This window comes from Micromonospora sp. RB23 (assembly GCF_053585025.1).
In genome coordinates this window covers 975,654-993,606 of sequence record NZ_CM132111.1, presented here as the reverse complement: position 1 = coordinate 993,606, position 17,953 = coordinate 975,654, and the positions used below count along the sequence as shown (strand labels likewise).

18 protein-coding genes are annotated in these 17,953 nt (G+C 72.8%); 9 read left to right on the top strand and 9 right to left on the bottom strand.

Annotated elements, in window-relative coordinates; genetic code table 11:
- Nucleotides 1-349: 349 nt before the first annotated feature.
- Nucleotides 350-772, bottom strand: coding sequence for a preprotein translocase subunit TatB (locus ACTFTM_RS04575; RefSeq protein WP_449564615.1), 423 nt, complete (start codon nucleotides 770-772; stop codon nucleotides 350-352).
- 76 nt (nucleotides 773-848) lie between these two features.
- Complete coding sequence (locus ACTFTM_RS04570) at nucleotides 849-2,261, bottom strand: S1C family serine protease (RefSeq protein WP_449566535.1); 1,413 nt, start codon at nucleotides 2,259-2,261, stop codon at nucleotides 849-851.
- Nucleotides 2,262-2,546: 285 nt separating this feature from the next.
- Here ACTFTM_RS04570 and ACTFTM_RS04565 point away from each other — a divergent pair, with 285 nt between their 5' ends.
- A complete protein-coding gene (locus ACTFTM_RS04565) occupies nucleotides 2,547-3,134 on the top strand; it encodes an O-methyltransferase (protein WP_449564614.1) in 588 nt (195 codons plus the stop codon).
- 3 nt (nucleotides 3,135-3,137) lie between these two features.
- Here ACTFTM_RS04565 and ACTFTM_RS04560 read toward each other — a convergent pair whose 3' ends face one another.
- Nucleotides 3,138-4,613, bottom strand: a complete 1,476-nt coding sequence (locus ACTFTM_RS04560; protein ID WP_449564613.1) for a leucyl aminopeptidase family protein — start codon at nucleotides 4,611-4,613, stop codon at nucleotides 3,138-3,140.
- Between the two features lie 146 nt (nucleotides 4,614-4,759).
- Nucleotides 4,760-4,927, bottom strand: a complete 168-nt coding sequence (locus ACTFTM_RS04555; protein WP_007455245.1) for a DUF3117 domain-containing protein — start codon at nucleotides 4,925-4,927, stop codon at nucleotides 4,760-4,762.
- Nucleotides 4,928-5,117: 190 nt separating this feature from the next.
- Here ACTFTM_RS04555 and ACTFTM_RS04550 point away from each other — a divergent pair, with 190 nt between their 5' ends.
- The 4 genes from ACTFTM_RS04550 to ACTFTM_RS04535 are packed head-to-tail and all read left to right on the top strand — an operon-like array spanning nucleotide 5,118 to nucleotide 9,349.
- A complete protein-coding gene (locus tag ACTFTM_RS04550; protein WP_449564612.1) occupies nucleotides 5,118-5,936 on the top strand; it encodes a PaaX family transcriptional regulator in 819 nt (272 codons plus the stop codon).
- A gap of 4 nt (nucleotides 5,937-5,940) precedes the next feature.
- Nucleotides 5,941-6,732 carry an enoyl-CoA hydratase-related protein gene (locus tag ACTFTM_RS04545; protein ID WP_449564611.1) on the top strand — a complete coding sequence of 264 codons (792 nt, stop codon included), beginning with the start codon at nucleotides 5,941-5,943 and terminating at the stop codon, nucleotides 6,730-6,732.
- 59 nt (nucleotides 6,733-6,791) lie between these two features.
- The gene (locus ACTFTM_RS04540; protein WP_449564610.1) at nucleotides 6,792-8,090 is read left to right on the top strand and encodes a DUF1800 domain-containing protein; all 1,299 of its coding nucleotides are present in this window, start codon (nucleotides 6,792-6,794) and stop codon (nucleotides 8,088-8,090) included.
- A 17-nt stretch (nucleotides 8,091-8,107) separates the two neighbouring features.
- Nucleotides 8,108-9,349, top strand: a complete 1,242-nt coding sequence (locus tag ACTFTM_RS04535; RefSeq protein ID WP_449564609.1) for a DUF1501 domain-containing protein — start codon at nucleotides 8,108-8,110, stop codon at nucleotides 9,347-9,349.
- On the opposite strand, the gene ACTFTM_RS04530 is transcribed toward ACTFTM_RS04535, so the two are convergent.
- Genes ACTFTM_RS04530 through ACTFTM_RS04515 form a run of 4 tightly spaced genes read right to left on the bottom strand, consistent with a single transcriptional unit; the run spans nucleotide 9,346 to nucleotide 11,810 of the window.
- Complete coding sequence (locus tag ACTFTM_RS04530; protein WP_449564608.1) at nucleotides 9,346-9,969, bottom strand: hypothetical protein; 624 nt, start codon at nucleotides 9,967-9,969, stop codon at nucleotides 9,346-9,348. The two genes, ACTFTM_RS04535 and ACTFTM_RS04530, sit on opposite strands and share 4 nt — an antisense overlap.
- Before the next feature lie 25 nt (nucleotides 9,970-9,994).
- On the bottom strand, nucleotides 9,995-10,564 hold the full coding sequence (locus tag ACTFTM_RS04525) for a DNA-3-methyladenine glycosylase I (protein WP_449564607.1): 570 nt from the start codon (nucleotides 10,562-10,564) through the stop codon (nucleotides 9,995-9,997).
- Between the two features lie 56 nt (nucleotides 10,565-10,620).
- Entirely contained in the window at nucleotides 10,621-11,118 is a 498-nt protein-coding gene (locus ACTFTM_RS04520) for an SRPBCC family protein (protein ID WP_449564606.1), read from the bottom strand.
- Entirely contained in the window at nucleotides 11,115-11,810 is a 696-nt protein-coding gene (locus ACTFTM_RS04515; protein WP_449564605.1) for a DivIVA domain-containing protein, read from the bottom strand. Before ACTFTM_RS04515 ends, ACTFTM_RS04520 begins: the two co-directional genes overlap by 4 nt.
- 153 nt (nucleotides 11,811-11,963) lie before the next feature.
- Here ACTFTM_RS04515 and folP point away from each other — a divergent pair, with 153 nt between their 5' ends.
- The gene (gene folP, locus ACTFTM_RS04510; RefSeq protein ID WP_449564604.1) at nucleotides 11,964-12,833 is read left to right on the top strand and encodes a dihydropteroate synthase; all 870 of its coding nucleotides are present in this window, start codon (nucleotides 11,964-11,966) and stop codon (nucleotides 12,831-12,833) included.
- Between the two features lie 29 nt (nucleotides 12,834-12,862).
- Here the strand turns inward: folP and ndhC are convergent, their stop codons facing one another.
- Nucleotides 12,863-13,240: an NADH-quinone oxidoreductase subunit A gene (gene ndhC, locus ACTFTM_RS04505; protein WP_449564603.1), complete on the bottom strand. Its 378-nt coding sequence runs from the start codon at nucleotides 13,238-13,240 to the stop codon at nucleotides 12,863-12,865.
- Between the two features lie 129 nt (nucleotides 13,241-13,369).
- Between ndhC and ACTFTM_RS04500 the strand changes: the two genes are divergently transcribed.
- From ACTFTM_RS04500 to ACTFTM_RS04490, 3 genes are all read left to right on the top strand, one after another.
- Nucleotides 13,370-14,806, top strand: coding sequence for a hypothetical protein (locus ACTFTM_RS04500; protein ID WP_449564602.1), 1,437 nt, complete (start codon nucleotides 13,370-13,372; stop codon nucleotides 14,804-14,806).
- Between the two features lie 224 nt (nucleotides 14,807-15,030).
- Nucleotides 15,031-16,878 (top strand): 2-oxoacid:acceptor oxidoreductase subunit alpha, encoded by a 1,848-nt coding sequence (locus ACTFTM_RS04495; RefSeq protein ID WP_449564601.1) that lies wholly within the window; start codon nucleotides 15,031-15,033, stop codon nucleotides 16,876-16,878.
- On the top strand, nucleotides 16,871-17,905 hold the full coding sequence (locus tag ACTFTM_RS04490) for a 2-oxoacid:ferredoxin oxidoreductase subunit beta (RefSeq protein WP_449564600.1): 1,035 nt from the start codon (nucleotides 16,871-16,873) through the stop codon (nucleotides 17,903-17,905). Before ACTFTM_RS04495 ends, ACTFTM_RS04490 begins: the two co-directional genes overlap by 8 nt.
- Nucleotides 17,906-17,953 lie beyond the last annotated feature (48 nt).

The window sequence follows — 17,953 nt, the reverse complement described above, 5'->3', positions numbered from 1 at the left end:
TGCATGCAGCGCCGCCGCCCCAGGAGGTGCAGGCGCAGCGCACGCCGAGGGACGCAGCGCACGCCCAGGACGCGCGGACGCAGCGCACGCCCAGGGGGTGCGGCCCGTCAACTGCCCGGGCGCGCGGTCTAACGCGCGGCTCGCGGAGGCAGTCTCTTCCGGATGGGTACCGCTAGACAGCCGCCCGGCCGCTACTGCCGACTACCTGAGGGCCGCCACCTAGAGCCCGAAATGCCGCAAGGCGGAGGTTTGGAAGGGTCGGGAGGACCGGAGGTGCGGGGTGCTGGGAGGGCGCATTGGACCTGGGCGCAGACCTGAAGAACGGAGGGACGCTGCCGGCAGGTGCGGGTCAGGTGGCGTCGTCGTAGCTGACCCGGGGAGCCGGCGCGGAGGGCGTACCGGTGGTGGTGCCGGGTCGCGTCCCGTTCGACCGCAGGTCCGCGGCGTTGGCCACGTCCTTCAGATCGTTGTGCACGCCGTTGACGTCCGCGCGCAGGTTGTCGTAGACGCCCTGCAACGGCTTACGGATCGCCGCCTCGTCCTCCTCGCTGAGGAGGTGCTTGCGGATGAATGCCTTCGGGTGCAGGTCTTCGAGCTGGATGTCGGTGCCCAGCTCACGACTGAGATCGCCGGTGGCGTTGCGGGCCATGTTCCGCAGGTTGCGGACGAGCCGCAGGCCGTCGTTGATCACGGCGGGCAGCCGGTCACCGAAGATCAGCAGCGCCAGGAGCAGCAGCGCACCGATCTCCCACCAGTTCAGGTTGTCGAGCATCCCGCGGGCCTCCTCTCGGCGTCAGCAGCAAGACTACGCACGTCGGGCGGCTTTCCGGCAGGGGGTGACCCGCTGTTCACTTCGCATCCGCGGCGAGGGTCACCGACGTGTTCCGTCGTGCGGTCCCCCGCCGGAACTCGACGGTCACCACCGACCCGGGGGCGAACTTGCGGACCAGCGCGATGAGGTCGGTCGGCTCGGTCATCGGCCGTCCGTCGAGCTTCAGGATCACGTCGCCCACCTTGAGCCCGGCCCCGGCCGCCGGGCCGGAGGGCTCCACCGCGGCCAGCCGTACGCCGCCGCCCGCGCCCGAGCCCGGCCCACCGACCTGGGCGCCGATGACCGTACGCCGGGCCTTGCCGGTGCCGATGATCTCCTGGGTGACCCGCTTGGCCTGGTTGATCGGGATGGCGAAGGCGAGACCGATGTTGCCGGCCTCCTGCCCCTCGGCCACCAGCGACTTGATGGTGGAGTTGACGCCCACCACCCGTCCGGCGCCGTCGACGAGCGGGCCGCCCGAGTTGCCGTGGTTGACGGCGGCGTCGGTCTGGATCGCCGCGTAGTAGCGCACCGGGCCACCCGGCTCACCGGCCTGCATCGTCCGGTCCAGGGCGCTCACGATGCCGGCGGTGACCGTGTTGGCCAGCGACAGGGGTGAGCCCATGGCGAGGACCGGGTCGCCGACGGCCAGCGCGTCGGAGTCGCCGAACTCCACCGGTCGCAGCCCCGTCCGGTTCACCTTGATCACCGCGATGTCGGACTCCGGGTCCTGACCGACGACGGTCGCCGCCGCGGAGCTGCCGTCGTTGAAGACCACCGAGGCCTTGCCGTTGCTGCCGGCCACCACGTGGTCGTTGGTGATGACGTGCCCGTCGGCGCTGGCGATGAATCCCGACCCTTCGCTCGTGCCACCGAGGCTGCTGACGCGGATGGTGACCACGCTGGGCAGCACCCGTTCGGCGACCCCGGCCAGTGACTCCGGCTTGCGCTGGGCCAGCGCCGGTGGGTCCGCGGCCTGCGCCCCGAGCACGGTGCCGGCCGCGCTTCCGCGCACCGCGAACGCGTAGCCCAGCGCGCCGCCGAGGGTTCCGGCCAGCAGAGCGGTGATCACCGGGATGAGCAGCAGGTGTCGCAGCGTCGGTCGACCCGGCGCGTCCGGGTCGGTGATGGGCTCCGGTGCGGTGCCGGCGGACACCACCGAGGGCACCACGACCGCGGCGGGGGCCGCCGGGTCGCGCCACGGATCGCCGAGGGCGTCGGACCACCACGGCGACGGACCGGGCGCGGTGGAGGCAGGCGGACCGGCGTACGCCACCGGGGGCCCGGCCACGGATGTGGTGCCGCCTACCGAGGGCTCGGGCGCGGCGCCGCTCCCCGGCGCGGCCGGCGGCCCCACCGGCGGGGCTCCTGCCTCCGTCGGGCGCGCCGGAGCCGGAGTCTCACCGTCCCGGCGCCATTCCCAGCCGTCGGTCACGTCGGTGCCTCCCAGTCCCGTCCCCCGGATCCCGTACGGCGTCACCCGGCAGCGGTTGAGCGCGGCCGAGGCTGACGGGATACCGCTTCCAGGATTGCACGGATGCGCGCGGTGGGGTCAGCGGTTGCCTCCGGTGATCGCGGAGGGGACGGAGGCGCGGCTGCGCCCCGCGCCGGTCGCCTCTACGCTCACAGTGCCAACCCGCCCCCCGCACCACGCGCCGCCCGGAGGTGCCCCATCGCCACGGTCGCCGGTTCCGGCAGTTCGACGACCCAGGCTCAGCAGTTCGCCGAGTCGTACGTGACCGAGGATCTCGTGCTACGCACCGCCCGCAGCCTGGCCCACGAGGTGGGCCTCGACGCGGTCACGCCCGGAGCGGGGGCGGCGTTACGGCTGCTGGCCGCAGCCGGCAACGCCCGCGCGGTCGTGGAGATCGGCACCGGTACGGGCGTGAGCGGCGTCTGGCTGCTGCGCGGCATGCGTGCCGACGGTGTGCTCACCACCATCGACCTGGAGGTGGAGCACCAACGCATCGCCCGACGGATCTTCAGCGAGGCGGGCTTCCCCGCCGGCCGTACCCGCATCATCACCGGCCGCGCGTCGGACGTGCTGCCCCGGCTGGCCGACGGGGCGTACGACCTCGTCTTCGTCGACGCCGAAGCGACCGGGTTCCACGCCTTCGTGGAGGCGGCGCTGCGGTTGCTGCGTCCGGGCGGCGTGCTCGCACTCAACGGCATGCTGGCCGGCGGCCGGATCGCTGACCCGGCCGCCCGGGACGCGGAGACGGTGACGGTCCGCGAAACGATCAAGGCGTTGCGGGAGTCGGAGCACTGGATTCCCGCGCTGCTCCCGGTCGGTCACGGGGTGCTCGCCGCCGTGAAGTGCTGACGGTCAGGCGATGGCCGCCAGCCAACGCAGCAGCGAGCGGACGCCCCAGCCCGTGGCGCCCCGGCTCACTTCCGCCTGGTCGCCGTCCGCCCAGGACGGGGCGGACATGTCCAGGTGCAGCCAGCGGTCCCGCAGGTCGCCGGTGAACTCGCGCAGGTAGAGCGCGGCCGTCACCGATCCGGCGCCCTGGGCGGGCGCGCTGTAGAGGTCGGCGATCTCGCTGCCCAGGTACTCGACGTAGTCGCCGTGCAGGGGCATCCGCCAGGCCGCCTCGCCGGCCGCCTCGATCGCGGTGAGCACGTCGGCGGCCAGGTCGTCGTTCTCGCTGTAGAGAGCGGCGGTCCGCTTGCCCAGCGCCACGGCGTTGGCGCCGGTGAGAGTGGCGAGGTCGACGAGCAGGTCGGGCTTGAGCTGCTGAACCGCGTAGGCGAGCGCGTCGGCGAGGACCAGGCGGCCCTCGGCGTCGGAGTTGGTCGTCTCGCTGGTCGTCCCGCCGTAGTGCCGGATGACGTCGCCCGGACGGAACGCCGAGCCGCTGACCATGTTCTCGGCGAGCGGGGCCAGGGTGGTGACGCGGACCGGCAGGCGCAGCTCCGCCGCGCCGAGGGTGGCGGCGACGACCGCCGCCGCGCCGGCCATGTCCTTGCGCATGAGCTTCATCGCGGGCACCGGCTTGATCGAGATGCCGCCGGTGTCGAAGGTGATGCCCTTGCCGACCAGGACCACGTGGGTACGTGCGTTCGCGGGATGCCAGTCCACCTCGAGCAGACGCGGGCCGCTGGCCGAGCCGCCGCCCACGGCGAGGATCCCGCCGAAGCCCTCGGCGGCCAGCTCGGCGGGGCCACGGACCGTCAGGCGCAGGTCCGGCAGGTCGGCGGAGGCGGATGCCACCTGGTCGGCGAACCACTGCGGGGTCTTCACCGAGGAGGGGGTGTTGGTCAGGTCGCGCGCCAGACGGGTCATCGCGGCGGTGGTCCGCGCGGTGGCGACGGTGTCCTCGTAAGCCGCCGGCTCGGTGAGCAGCAGGTCGACGCCGTCGAGCGCGGGCGGCGCGTCGGCGTCGGTCAGCCGGAACCGGTACGAGGCGAGCAGCAGCCCCTCGGTCAGCCCGCGCACCACGGCCGGCGTCACCCCGGCCGGCAGCACGAGAGTGATGTGCGTCTCATCTGAGGTGGAGCGGGCCAGCGCCGCGCCGGCCGTCCGCCAGGAGGATTCCCCGCCGTCGCCGATACCGAGCAGCACCAGCCGGCCGGGGTCGCGCCCGGGACGCAGCTGGGTGCTGATCTCGCCGGCCCGTCCGCTCAGTCGCGCGGCCGGCACCAGCGCGGCCGCCTCCTCGGCGGTGCCGTCCGGCGGCGTCACCGCGGTCGGCGCCAGCTCCGCCGACGCGTCGCCACCCGCCGTCGACTCGGTGGGACGCACGGGCAGAACGAGGACATCGAGCCGTTCGGGCTCGGCGAGCAGACGGATGGCGAGCACGCGGAACCGCACCTCCAGGAAGTTTCACAAAGTGGATCGGGCCAGGCCCGCACACAGATATGAAGACCCTGAGCCACCGGCGGTCCCGGTGGCTCAGGGTCCAAGAAACGCTCCGACCGGCGTACGCCGTCCGGGTCGTCCCTCACTCAGCCGGCGGCTGCCTTCAACGCGTCACCGAGCGCGTTGGCCTCGTCGGGAGTCATCTCGACGACGAGCCGGCCACCGCCCTCCAGCGGGACCCGCATGACGATGCCCCGACCCTCCTTGGTGACTTCCAGCGGACCGTCGCCCGTCCGCGGCTTCATCGCCGCCATGTTGTCTCCCCTCAGACCTACACCAGGGTCGGTGGGTTGCCCCACAGCCACTTCGTCACGACCACCCGCAACGCTCGCGGGGGTGTCGACAGACGATTTTCCCTGATGAACACCGCCGGACCCAAACCGGAGCAGCATTGATGTAACAGCATCTAGCTTATCTTGAGAAGGCCTGTCACAATGTGCGGTCATGCAGGCACGGTCGGCACTCTTCGACCTGTACGGCGACCACCTCCGGCCGAGGGGTGGCCGTGCACCGGTCGCCGCCCTGGTCAAGCTACTGGCGCCGTTGGGAATCGCGCCGCCCGCCGTTCGCACCGCCGTGTCCCGGATGGTGCGTCAAGGCTGGCTCGACCCGCTCCGGTTGGCCTCCGGACCGGGATATTCGATCACACCAAAAGCCGCCCGACGACTCGACGAGGCGGCGGCCCGGATCTACCGGACCGGCCGCGTCACCTGGGACGGGCGGTTCGATCTGCTCGTGCTCGACGCGCCGGGCTCCCGACGGGACCGGCAGCGGCTCGCCGCCACCCTCAGCTTCCTCGGCTACGGCACCCTCGACGAGCAGACGTGGGTCGCGACACGGCCCGCCGAGGACGTCGACCTGCTGCTGGCCGAGGCCGGCATCCGGTTCGAGCGGTTCACCGCGTCGCACTTCTCCGGCACCCCGGGCGCGATGGGCGTCGTCCGTCGCGCGTGGGACCTGGCCGAGATCGGCCGCGCGTACGAGCGATTCGTCGCCGACCAGCGCCCGCTCCTGAGCGCGGTCACCGTGCGCAGCAGCGACGAGGAGGCGTACGCCGCCCGGTTCCGGCTTGTGCACGCGTGGCGTACCTTCCTGTTCCGGGACCCGCAGCTACCCCCGGCGCTACTGCCTGAGCGGTGGCCCGGCACCGCCGCGGCCAGCTTCTTCGACCGGCACGCGGCCCGCCTGCGTCCGGCCGCCGACCGGTACGTCGAGCAGTGCCTCGACGCCGGCAACCGCATCGTTCGACAGAAGGGTCGTTGAAAACGTGACCGAGCCGTTGCTCGTCGACCGGACCGACGCCGTCGTCACCCTCACGCTCAACCGGCCGCAGGCGATGAACGCGCTCGACGTCGCGTTGAAGGAGGCGCTGCGGGACACCCTGGCGGAGCTGGAGGCCGACCGGTCCTGCCGGGCGGTCGTGCTGGCCGGGGCGGGCGGGTCGTTCAGCGCCGGGCAGGACCTGCGCGAGCATGTGTCGACGCTCGAGAACGGCTCGACCGACCCGCTGGGCACCGTCCGGGTGCACTACAACCCGATCGCCGCCCGGCTGGCCAACCTGCCCAAGCCGGTGGTGGCCGCGGTGCGCGGGATGGCCGCCGGGGCGGGCGCGTCGCTGGCCTTCCTGGCCGACATCCGCATCGGCGGGCCGAGCACCAGCTTCCTGATGGCCTTCGCGAAGGTCGGTCTGGCCGCCGACACCGGCGCGTCCTGGACGCTGCCCCGGCTGGTCGGCCACGCCAAGGCGGTGGAGCTGCTGATGCTGGCCGAACCGGTCCGCGCCGAGGAGGCCTGCCGGTTGGGGCTGCTCACGCGGTTGACGGACGACGACGAGCAGGTGCTGCCGGCCGCACAGGAGCTGGCCGCCCGGCTCGCCGCGGGCCCGACCGTCGCGTACGGGGCGATCAAGCGGCAGCTCTCGATCGCCGACGCCGGCACGCTCGCCGACGCGCTCTCGGCCGAGGCCCAGGCCCAGGCGATCTGCGGTGCCACCGTCGACCACAAAGCCGCCACCCTCGCGTTCGTCGCCAAGCAGAAACCGGTCTTCGAGGGACACTGAACGCGATTCGCACCCCGTCTTTACCGTCCTCGTACGCGGGCCGCCTAGCGTCGGCCCCCATGAGCGATCGAGAAGCGGTGGCGCACCTGCTGCGCCGGGCCACCTTCGGGCCGACCGCCGACGAGGTGGACGCGGCCGAGCGGGCCGGCGCGGCGGCGACCCTGGACAAGCTGCTCACCCCGGGACAGGCCGACAAGGGTGCGGCGGCCACCCCGCCGCCGGCCCTGCCCGCCGACCCGTACGCCGCGCTGAGCAAGGAGTCCACCCGCGAGCAGCGGCAGAAGGCCAACGCCCAGCGCAAGGAGCAGCTTCAGCAGGTCACCCTGTGGTGGCTGGACCGGATGGTCGCCGCCGAGGACGGGCTGACCGAGAAGCTGCTGTTCTTCTGGCACGGGCACTGGGCGACGAGCGCCCAGAAGGTCAAGTCGGCGCGGATGATGCTGGGCCAGTTGGAGACGCTGCGCCGGCACGGGCGCGGTCCGCTCCCCCCACTGGTCGCCGCGATGGTGCGCGACCCGGCACTGGTCATCTGGCTGGACGGGCAGAAGAACACCCGTAAGGCGCCGAACGAGAACCTGGCCCGCGAGCTGATGGAGCTGTTCACCCTCGGCATCGGCGCCTACACCGAGGCCGACGTGAAGGCCGGCGCGCGGGCCCTGACCGGCTGGACGGTCGACCGACGGACCGGAACGGCCCGCTTCGAGGCCAGACGACACGACCCCGGAGAGAAGACCATCCTCGGACAGACCGGTCGCTTCGACGCCGAGGCGTACGCCGGGCTGCTCGCCGCCCAGCCGGCGGCGGCGACGTTCGTTGCCAGGCGGCTCTGGTTCCGCTACGCCGGCGCCGACGTTCCCGCGCCGGACGGCCTGGCGGGCGCGGACACCATCGCCACCCTGCGGGCGTTGTTCACGTCGCCGACCTTCGCCCAGACGCGCGGCACGCTGGTGAAACAGCCGGTGGAGTGGCTGGTCGGCGCGCTACGGCAACTCGGCGTCCGCCCCAAGGCGCTGCCGGAGCAGCAGCGCAAGCAACTGCTGGGCGGGCTCAACGCCCTGGACCAGGTGCCGCTGCGACCGCCCAGCGTGGGCGGCTGGCCGGCCGGCCCGGCCTGGCTGACCACCTCGTCGTTGCAGGCCCGCCTCCGGCTGGCCGGGATGCTCGCCACCGCGACCACCCCGGCGGTGCTGGACCGGTTGACCGCCGCGCCCGTCGCCGGCCGGCCCGACGCCCTGGCCCGGCTGCTGGTCGTCGACACCTGGAGCGCACGTACCCGGGCCGCCCTCACACCGCTGGCCGGCGAACCACGAAAGCTACTGGCGGCCGGCCTGGTCAGCCCCGAGTACACCGTCAGCTGAGCGGAGGAGTCGAGAAGATGGACACCCTGACCCGACGTAAGTTCCTGCTCACCAGCGGGGTGGTCGGCGCGGGCGCGCTGGCCGCGGGCGCCGGCGCGTACAGCCTGCGGGACCTGCTGGACACCGCCGGCGACCGCGACCCGCAGTCGCAGACCCTGGTGCTGGTCACCCTCTACGGCGGCAACGACGGCCTGAACACCGTCATCCCGTACGGCGATCCCGCCTACCGCGCGGCCCGCCCCGAGCTGGCGTATCCCGACGGCGAGGTGCGTCGCCTCGACGACGACTTCGCCCTCAATCCGGCGATGGAGGGCCTGCACAAGCGCTGGTCCACCGGCGGACTGGCGATCGTGCGTGGCATCGGCTACCCGAAACCGGACCGCAGCCACTTCCGGTCGATGGACATCTGGCACACGGCGCAACCGGACCGTCCGGGCACCACCGGCTGGCTCGGTCGTTGGCTGGACCGGGCGGGCGGCGATCCCCGGCTGGCGGTCTCGTTCGAGCCGGCGCTGCCACCCCTGCTGGCCGGCGAGCGCAGCGCGGGCGCCGCCGTACCGGTGACCGACCGCAAGGCCACCAAGGGGCTGCCGGCGGACACGCTGAAGGCGCTCTCCGCCGCCGAGGCGGGCGAGTCGCCGGCCCGCGCCCGCGCCGCCGCCTGCTTCGCCGACATGCGCTCGGTGGACGAGATGATCCGCGAGGTCCGTGACTCCGGCGACCCGGACACGGCGGACCCGGACGGCGACCAGGCACCGGCGACGGCCACCGGTGGGGCGCGTACGCCGCTGGACGCCCAACTGGACCTGGTCGCGCAGTGCGTCGAAGCCGGGGTGTCCACCCGGGTCTTCTCGGTGTCGCTCGGCGGCTTCGACACGCACGCCGACGAGAAGCAGTTGCAGGCCGTGCTGCTGGGCCAGCTCGACCGGGCGTTGACCGGGTTCGCCGACCGGATGAGCCGCACCGAGGCGGGCCGCAAGGTGGTGGTGGCGGTCTACTCCGAGTTCGGCCGTCGGGTCCGGGCGAACGCGTCCGACGGCACCGACCACGGCACCGCCTCGGACATGCTGCTGCTCGGCGCGGGAGTACGCGGCGGCTGGCACGGGGACGCGCCCAGCCTCACCGACCTCGACGACGGCGACCTGAAATACACCACCGACTTCCGGGACGTCTACGCCACGCTCCTGGAACGGGTGCTGGGCAGCGACCCGGGCCCGGTGCTCGCCGACTGGCGAGGACGCCTCGACAAGCTCTTCTAATCGTCCTCTTCCGGGTCCTGGTTGGCCTCCGCGCCGAGCACGAACGCCTGCATGGCCAGCTCGTCGCCGGACGGCGAGACGAAGGCGGGCAGCTCACGCGGCCCCAGCTCCTGCACGTACGACCAGAAGAGGCGTACCGCCTCGGCGGGCGTGCCGGCCTCGATCGGCAGGTCCAGGCTGACCAGCCAGGTGCGCCGCGCCGGGGGCGGACCGAGCTGGTCGGCCAGGGCCCGGAAGGTCGCCGGGTCCAGTGCGGTGAGGGGCCCGTCTAGGCTGAGCAGTTCGGTCGGCACCGGCTCGTCGAAGGTCCGCCGGGTGTACGTCACGACGAGCGTCTCCGGCTCGACCGGGGACTGCGGGTCGTCCGGGTCCTCACGGTGCCGTCCCGTCGGCGCGGTGACCCGGCCCAGGGCCACCAGGCGTGGTGGGGCATCGGCCAGCACCGCCACCTGGTCGCCGGGGCCCGGTCGCCCAGCGTCGGTCAGGCCGGTCAGCTTCAGCGAGTCGTGGTGCACGAGCCGCTCGGCCTCGTAACGCTCGGCGGGCAGCAGCACCGCCCAGGTGCCCGGCCCGTCTGCCTGGCCGGCCCCGTCGGCCCGGTACGCGGTCTCGGTCGTCATGCCTGCCATCCCATCACGCCGCCGGTCAGCGGGTGACGTGACAGCCGACGATGTGATCGTCGACCATCCCGGTGGCCTGCATGAGGGCGTACGCGGTGGTGGGGCCGACGAACCGGAAGCCGCGCTTCTTGAGCGCCTTGGCCATCGCCGTCGACTCGGCGGTGATCGGCGCCAGCTCGGCGAACGAGGCGGGACGGGCCGGCCGGCGCTCCGGCGCGAACGACCAGAGCAGCGCGGACAGCCCGTCGGGCAGTTCGAGGGCGGCGCGGGCGTTGGCGATCGCCGCCTCGATCTTGGCCCGGTTGCGGACGATGCCGGCGTCGGCGAGTAGCCGGGTCACGTCGGTGTCGTCGTAGCCGGCGACGGTGGGGATGTGGAACTCGTCGAACGCCAGCCGGAACGCCGGCCTCTTGCGCAGGATGGTCAGCCAGGACAGGCCGGACTGGAACGCCTCCAGGGTCATCCGCTCGTAGAGCGCGTCGTCGCCGTGCAACGGCCGACCCCACTCCGTGTCGTGGTAGACGGCGTAGTCGGGGGTGCTCGCCCCCCAGGCGCAACGGGCCAGCCCGTCCGCGCCGATCACCAGGTCACTCACGTCGCACACGCTAGGCCATGGCACCGACAGCCGGACTCACCCGGGCGGCGGCGCCGTCAGGGCAGCCGGCCCTGCTCGACCAGGCGCGCGAACCTCTTCAATGCCTGCGTGAGGCCCAGCTTCGAGCCGGGCCAGAGCACCGGCCACGCCAACCGGCCGGCCCGGCCGCCGGGCAGGTGGAACCACTCGTGCCAGACGACCTGGGTACGGGACCGGCCGAGTTCGGTGCAGCGCAGTACACCGGGACCGCGCAGCACCTGGCCGTGGTGCACCACGCCGATCTCGTACGGCTCGTCCACCCGGACCACCAGCATCTCGTCGCGCAGCGTCGCCCCGCCGAGCGCGGTCACCGCCTCGATCCGGCTGCCCTCGCGGCCGTCGCCCTCGACGACCCGGACGCGGGTGAACGGGATCCAGTCCGACTGCCGTTCCCAGGCGAGCAGCGCGGCGAAGACACGGGCCGCCGGCGCGTTGACGATGACCGTGGCGGTCACCTCACCGGCGCCCGGTTGGGCGGCCTCCCGGAGAGCGTCGGCGCCCTCCGGGCCGGTCACGCCGACTCCGACCGGACCACCGCGCCCTGTTGTCCGGCATTCCGGGCCGCCTCGTCCGGCGCGTCATCGGCGGGCGTCCGGACGCTCGCGTCGCCGGCCGCCGGCGCGACACCGTCGGCGTCGGCCGCCGAGGAGGTGGCCGGCGCGATCCCGTCGGCGTCCGCAGCCGAGGAGGTCGCCGGTGCCACCTCGTCGGTCTCCGCCGCCGAGGAGGTCGCCGGTGCCACGCCGTCGGCGTCGGTTGCCGAGGAGGTGGCGGCCGGCGACGCGTCCGTGCCGACCAACGCCGCCTCGTCGTCGGCGGGCTCCGCGGCGACGGCCGCGGGCGCCGAGGCGACGGCCTGCTCCCGCGCCCGGCGCAGCACGTCCGCGTCATCGGTCCGGCCCTCGCGCAGCGCGATGACCTCCGCCTCCAACACGCCGATCAGTTCGGACTTGTAGCCGATGTCGTAGGCGGCGCGGCGCATCGCCTGGTCGACCTGGGCCATCCGGTAGCCACGCAGACCGGTGTCGAAGCGGACCGCGCCCACGTCGGATTCGCGCAGCGGCCGGGTGCCCGGCAGCGGTACGGCCTGCGAATCCGGTTCCGTCGGAGCGAGACCGGGATCGCGGCCACCGACCAGCACCGTCACGCCGAAAACCACCGCCGCGACGGTCAACGCCACGACCAGGAGGAGCAGAAGCTGACCCATGCACTGATCGTGGCACGAGAGCCCGCCGGTAGCGACCCCACCACCCCGATCACCCATCGACGCCCACGCCCGCCCCGCGCGTGTCCTCGCGGACCGGCTAGCGTCGGTGGCGGCCGGAGCAGCGGCGACGGCGTGCACGAGGCGGGAGGCGGCATGGCCGGGGCACTTCGGCTCGGTTCGCGGACGTTCGCGCCGGGTGAGCTGGTGGTGATGGCCATCGTCAACCGCACACCGGACTCGTTCTTCGACCGGGGTGCCACCTTCGCCGCGGACAGCGCGCTCCGGGCGGTCGAGCGGGCGGTCGGCGAGGGCGCCGAGATCATCGACATCGGCGGGGTCAAGGCCGGTCCGGGCACCGAGGTGGACGTGACCGAGGAGATCCGACGCACGGTGGACACGATCGCCGCCGTACGGGCCGCGTTCCCGGAGGTGGTGATCTCCATCGACACCTGGCGCGCCGAGGTGGCGACGGAGGCCGTGGCGGCCGGCGCGGACCTGCTCAACGACACCTGGTCGGGCGTCGACCCGGCGCTCGCCCGGGTCGCGGCGAGCACGGGCGCCGGGCTGGTCTGCTCGCACGCCGGCGGCCTGTCCCCCCGGACCAGGCCGCACCGCGCCGCCTTCGACGACGTGGTCGCCGACGTGGTCGAGACGGTGACCGGGCTCGCCGAACGCGCGGTGGCGGCGGGGGTACGCCCCGACGGGATCCTCATCGACCCGGCACACGACTTCGGCAAGAACACCCGTCACTCGCTGGAGATCACCCGTCGGCTGGCCGAGCTGAGCGCGACCGGCTGGCCGGTGCTCGTGGCGCTCTCCAACAAGGACTTCGTCGGCGAGACGCTCGACCTACCGGTGGGCGAGCGCCTGGAGGGCACACTCGCCGCGACCGCGGTGTCCGCGTGGCTGGGCGCCCGGGTGTTCCGGGCCCATCAGGTCGGCCCCACCCGTCGGGTGCTGGACATGGTGGCCTCGATCCGCGGCGACCGTCCGCCCACGGCCACCCGGCGGGGCCTGGCCTGAGCCCAGCCCGCGGTGGGCAGGTGGAGCGCTCAGGTCCAGCGGAGGATGTTCCTGCGCCAGGCGTAGAGGATGCCGAGGGCGAGCACCGCCACGAAGATCGCCATCTCCAGCACCGTGACCAGGCCGAAGCCGGGCCGGTCGAAGACCACCGCCCACGGGAAGAGGAACACCGCCTCGACCGCGAACAGCACGTAGAGATACGCGTAGACGTAGTAGCGGATCTGCATCTGCGCCCAGTCCGCGCCGACCGGGTCGAGCCCGCACTCGTAGCTGGCCCGCTTGCCGAACGGGTCGGCCGGGCGGGCGGGACGTAACACCCGGTTGGCCGAGAACGCCGTCACAAAGAACAGGACACTGACGAGCAGCAAGAGCCCGAGCGTCGCGTACGAGCCCAGGTAACCGGTCACGTCCGGAGCCTACCGCCCGCCCCGGAGGGACCTTCCCCAACACGTTACGGATTCGTTTCCGGGCGGGACTAGTGCACCGGAGCAACTATTAACAATATTGAACTCCCCACCCCCGCCACCGGAGGACAGATGGCCCGCGTGAAGGTTTCGCCCGATCGCTGGGCCGCAGGGCGGCATCCCACGCGCCTGCTGGGCACCTCGCTCGCGCTCGGGTTGTTCGCGGCGCTGGCCGTCGCGCCGGCCCTCGCCAGCGCGGCGACGCCGGGCATCCATCCGGTCACCGCCGTGACGGAGTCGGCCCCCGAACCGGATCCGGACCCGGAGACCACGCCGCCGCAGGAGCCCACCCCGACCGAGGAGCCGGGCGACCCCGCACCGACCGATCCGGCCCCGCCGACCACCGCGCCGCCGCCGGAGACCACACCGCCGGCGCCACCGCCGACCACCGCCCCGCCGCCGCCGGTCACCACCGCTCCGGCCCCGGGCGGCTCCACCCGTCCGCCGACGGCCGGGCCACCCCCGCCTGGCGTCCCACCGGTCAACCCACCCGCGCCGGGCGGCACGCAGGCGCCTCCGCCGAGCCCACTCGGCGTGCAGGTGACGACCGAGGACGTCACCCTGTCGGAGGCGTACTGGAACGCACCCAGCACGACGACCACGCTGCGGGTCACCGTGGCGAACACGGGCACCGCCACGCAGCGGGTCCGGCTGTCGTACACCCTGCCGACCGGTCTGAGCGACGCCGGAACGAACGGGTGCGTCGGCGAGGGCGGCGGCGCGTACCGCTGCGGGGCGTGGACGACCGAGGCGGGCACCCGGTTCAGCAGCCTGATCCGGGTACGGGTCGCCGGCACGGCCTGGGAGCGGATGCCCCTCAGCGGCATGGTGCGGGTCGTCGCGGACGTGCCGGGGATGCCCGGCGAGGTGGCCGACGACCAGGGCTTCGCGGTGCTGTTCCCGCCCGGACCGCCGGTGCCCGGGATCTCGCTGGCCGCCGACGAGGTCGCGTTCGACATCAGTGGCGCGCAGAGCACCCTCGCGGTGCGGCTGGGCAACACCGGAACGGTGGACGCCGACGGCCTGGTCGAGGTGGTCCTGCCGTCCGGGGTGAGCGCGCCTGCCCCACCGGCGGGCTGCGCGGCCGTCGACGTGTCCCGTACCCGGTGCGACGTCGGTCTGCTGTCCGGAGGCGAGACCCGTGAGCTGCGGCTACCGGTGGAGGCGACCCCACAGGCCCAGCGGGAGGCGCCACTGTCCGGGGCGGTGATCGGTCAGCTCGACCCCCGCAACGGCGGGACGCGGCGGTTGCAGATGAGTTTCCGCATCACCGCCGCGGCGGCGCTGGCCACGCCGGTCGTGTCACCGCCCGCGCCGACGGGCTCCCAGGGCGTACTCCCGGCGGGCGCCACCACCGACGACGGCATGACGTCGGTCCAGCGCACCGCGGTCGTCCTGGTCGTGGTGTCCGCGCTGCTGGTGGTACTGGCTCTCACGCTGGCCACCACCTCGCTGCGTCGCCGGTTCGGCGGGCCGGCCGCCGAGCCCACGGCCCCGCCCACCGACTGACCGATCGACGACCCTGACCGTCACCGGCCGGGGTCGCCGCCGGCTCACCTACGGTGATCTGGATTACGGCGGCCGGGACGAAACCCCGCGTTCCGCCGCAATTCTTGCGTTGATCGGGTCTCAGTCGGCGGACCTCCGGGCAGGGTGGGGGGTCCCTTCGACGTAGGCTCTGGGTGGGGAACGACAGCGCTTGCGAGCCCGCAGTCGCGAACGAAGGTGGCACAGTGACCAAGCAGATCCGTCAACTCGACCGGGTGGTCATCCGGTTCGCCGGTGACTCCGGCGACGGCATGCAGTTGACCGGCGACCGGTTCACCTCCGAGACGGCGCAGCTCGGCAACGACATCTCCACGCTGCCGAACTTCCCCGCCGAGATCCGGGCCCCCGCCGGCACGCTGCCGGGTGTGTCGAGCTTCCAGGTGCACTTCGCCGACTACGACATCCTCACCCCGGGCGACGCGCCGAACGTGCTGGTGGCGATGAACCCGGCGGCCCTCAAGGCCAACCTGACCGACCTGCCGCGCGGCGCGGACATCATCGTCAACACCGACGAGTTCACCAAGCGCAACCTGGCCAAGGTCGGCTACGCGGTGAGCCCGCTGGACGACGACTCGCTGGCCGGCTACGTCGTGCACCCGGTGGCGCTGACGTCGATGACGGTCGGCGCGCTGGCCGAACACCAGGTGTCCAAGAAGGACGCCGAGCGGTCCAAGAACATGTTCGCCCTCGGCCTGCTCTCATGGATGTACTCCCGGCCGTACGAGTCGACCCTGCGCTTCCTCGAGCGCAAGTTCGCGGCCCGCCCCGAACTCGTCGCCGCGAACGTCGCCGCCTTCAAGGCCGGCTGGAACTTCGGCGAGACCACCGAGGACTTCGCGGTCCGCTACGAGGTCAAGCCGGCGAAGATGCGGCCGGGCACCTACCGCAACATCACCGGCAACGCGGCGCTGTCGCTGGGGCTGGTCGCCGCCGGGGTCCGTTCGGGGTTGCCGGTCTTCCTCGGCGCGTACCCGATCACGCCGGCGTCGGACATCCTGCACGAGCTGAGCAAGCACAAGCGCTTCGGCGTGCTGACCATGCAGGCCGAGGACGAGATCGCCGCGGTCGGCGCGGCACTGGGCGCCTCCTACGGCGGCTCCCTCGGCGTGACCACCACCAGCGGCCCGGGTGTGGCGCTCAAGAGCGAGACGATCTCCCTCGCAGTGGCGCTGGAGCTGCCGTTGGTGATCGTCGACGTGCAGCGGGCCGGCCCGTCGACCGGTATGCCGACCAAGACCGAGCAGGCCGACCTGAACATGGCGCTGTACGGCCGGCACGGCGAGGCGCCCGTCGCGGTGATCGCCCCCCGGTCGCCGTCGGACTGCTTCTTCGCCGCGCTGGAGGCAGCCCGGATCGCGTTGACGTACCGCACGCCGGTGATCCTGCTGTCGGACAACTACGTGGCGAACGGCTCCGAGCCGTGGCTGCTACCCGACGTGGAGTCACTGCCCGACCTGCGCGTCGACTTCGCCACCGCGCCCAACGGCGAGGACGGCACCACCTTCCTGCCCTACCTGCGCGATCCGGAGACCCTGGCCCGCCCGTGGGCCATCCCGGGTACGCCGGGGCTGGAGCACCGGATCGGCGGTCTGGAGAAGGCCGACAAGACCGGCGACATCTCGTACGACCCGGCGAACCACGACTTCATGGTCCGCACCCGGGCCGCCCGCATCGAGACGATCCCGGTACCGGACATCGAGGTGGAGGACCCGGACGGCGACGCCCGCGTGCTGGTGCTCGGCTGGGGCTCGACGTACGGGCCGATCGGCGCCGCCTGCCGTGGCGTCCGCCAGCGCGGCCTGTCCATCGCCCAGGCGCACCTGCGGCACCTGGCCCCGATGCCGGCGAACCTCGGCGAGGTGCTGCGCTCCTACGACAAGGTGGTCATCCCGGAGATGAACCTGGGTCAGCTCGCCCACGTCATCCGGGCCCGCTACCTGGTCGACGCGATCAGCTACAACCAGGTCCGCGGCCTGCCGTTCACGGCCGCCGAGCTGGAGACGACGCTGGAAGAGGTCCTGAAGAATGTCTGAGTCCGTCGCCCTCAAGCTCACCGCCAAGGACTTCAAGTCCGACCAGGAGGTGCGCTGGTGCCCCGGCTGCGGTGACTACGCCATCCTGGCGGCCATCCAGCAGTTCATGCCGGAGCTGAACATCCCCCGCGAGCGGACCGTGTTCGTCTCCGGGATCGGCTGCTCGTCGCGCTTCCCGTACTACATGAACACGTACGGCATGCACTCGATCCACGGTCGGGCCCCGGCGATCGCGACCGGCCTGTCGGTGTCCCGTCCGGACCTGTCGGTCTGGGTGGTCACCGGCGACGGCGACGCGCTGTCCATCGGCGGCAACCACCTGATCCACGCGCTGCGGCGCAACGTCAACCTCAAGATCCTGCTGTTCAACAACCGGATCTACGGGTTGACCAAGGGGCAGTACTCGCCCACGTCCGAGGTCGGCAAGATCACCAAGTCGACGCCGGCCGGTTCGGCGGACGCGCCGTTCAACCCGCTCTCGCTCGCCCTGGGCGCGGAGGCCAGCTTCGTCGGTCGCACCATCGACTCCGACCGCAAGCACCTCCAGTCGGTGCTGCGGGCCGCCGCCGAGCACCAGGGCTCGGCGTTCGTGGAGATCTACCAGAACTGCAACATCTTCAACGACGGGGCGTTCGACCAGCTCAAGGACCCGTCCACGCGGGACGACTACCTGATCCGCCTGGAGCACGGCCAGCCGATCACCTTCGGGGCCGACGGTCGGTTCTGCGTGGTGCACCCGCCGGGCGCGTTCGGCTTGGAGGTCCGGGAGACCAGCTCCGTACGCCCCGAGGAGATCGTCGTGCACGACGCGACGGTGACCGACCCGGCGTACGCGTTCGCGCTGTCCCGGCTGCCCGGTCTGGACCTGCGTAACACGCCGATCGGCGTGTTCCGGTCGGTGGACCGGCCGTCCTACGACAGCGTGGTGCAGGAGCAGTTGGCCACGGCCAAGGCGAAGGTCACCGAGACGCCCGAGCAGCAGCTCGCCGGCCTGCTGGGCAGTGGCGACACCTGGACGATCCTCTGACCTGTCCGACCTGAAACGAGAGCGGCCGCCCGATCCGGGCGGCCGCTC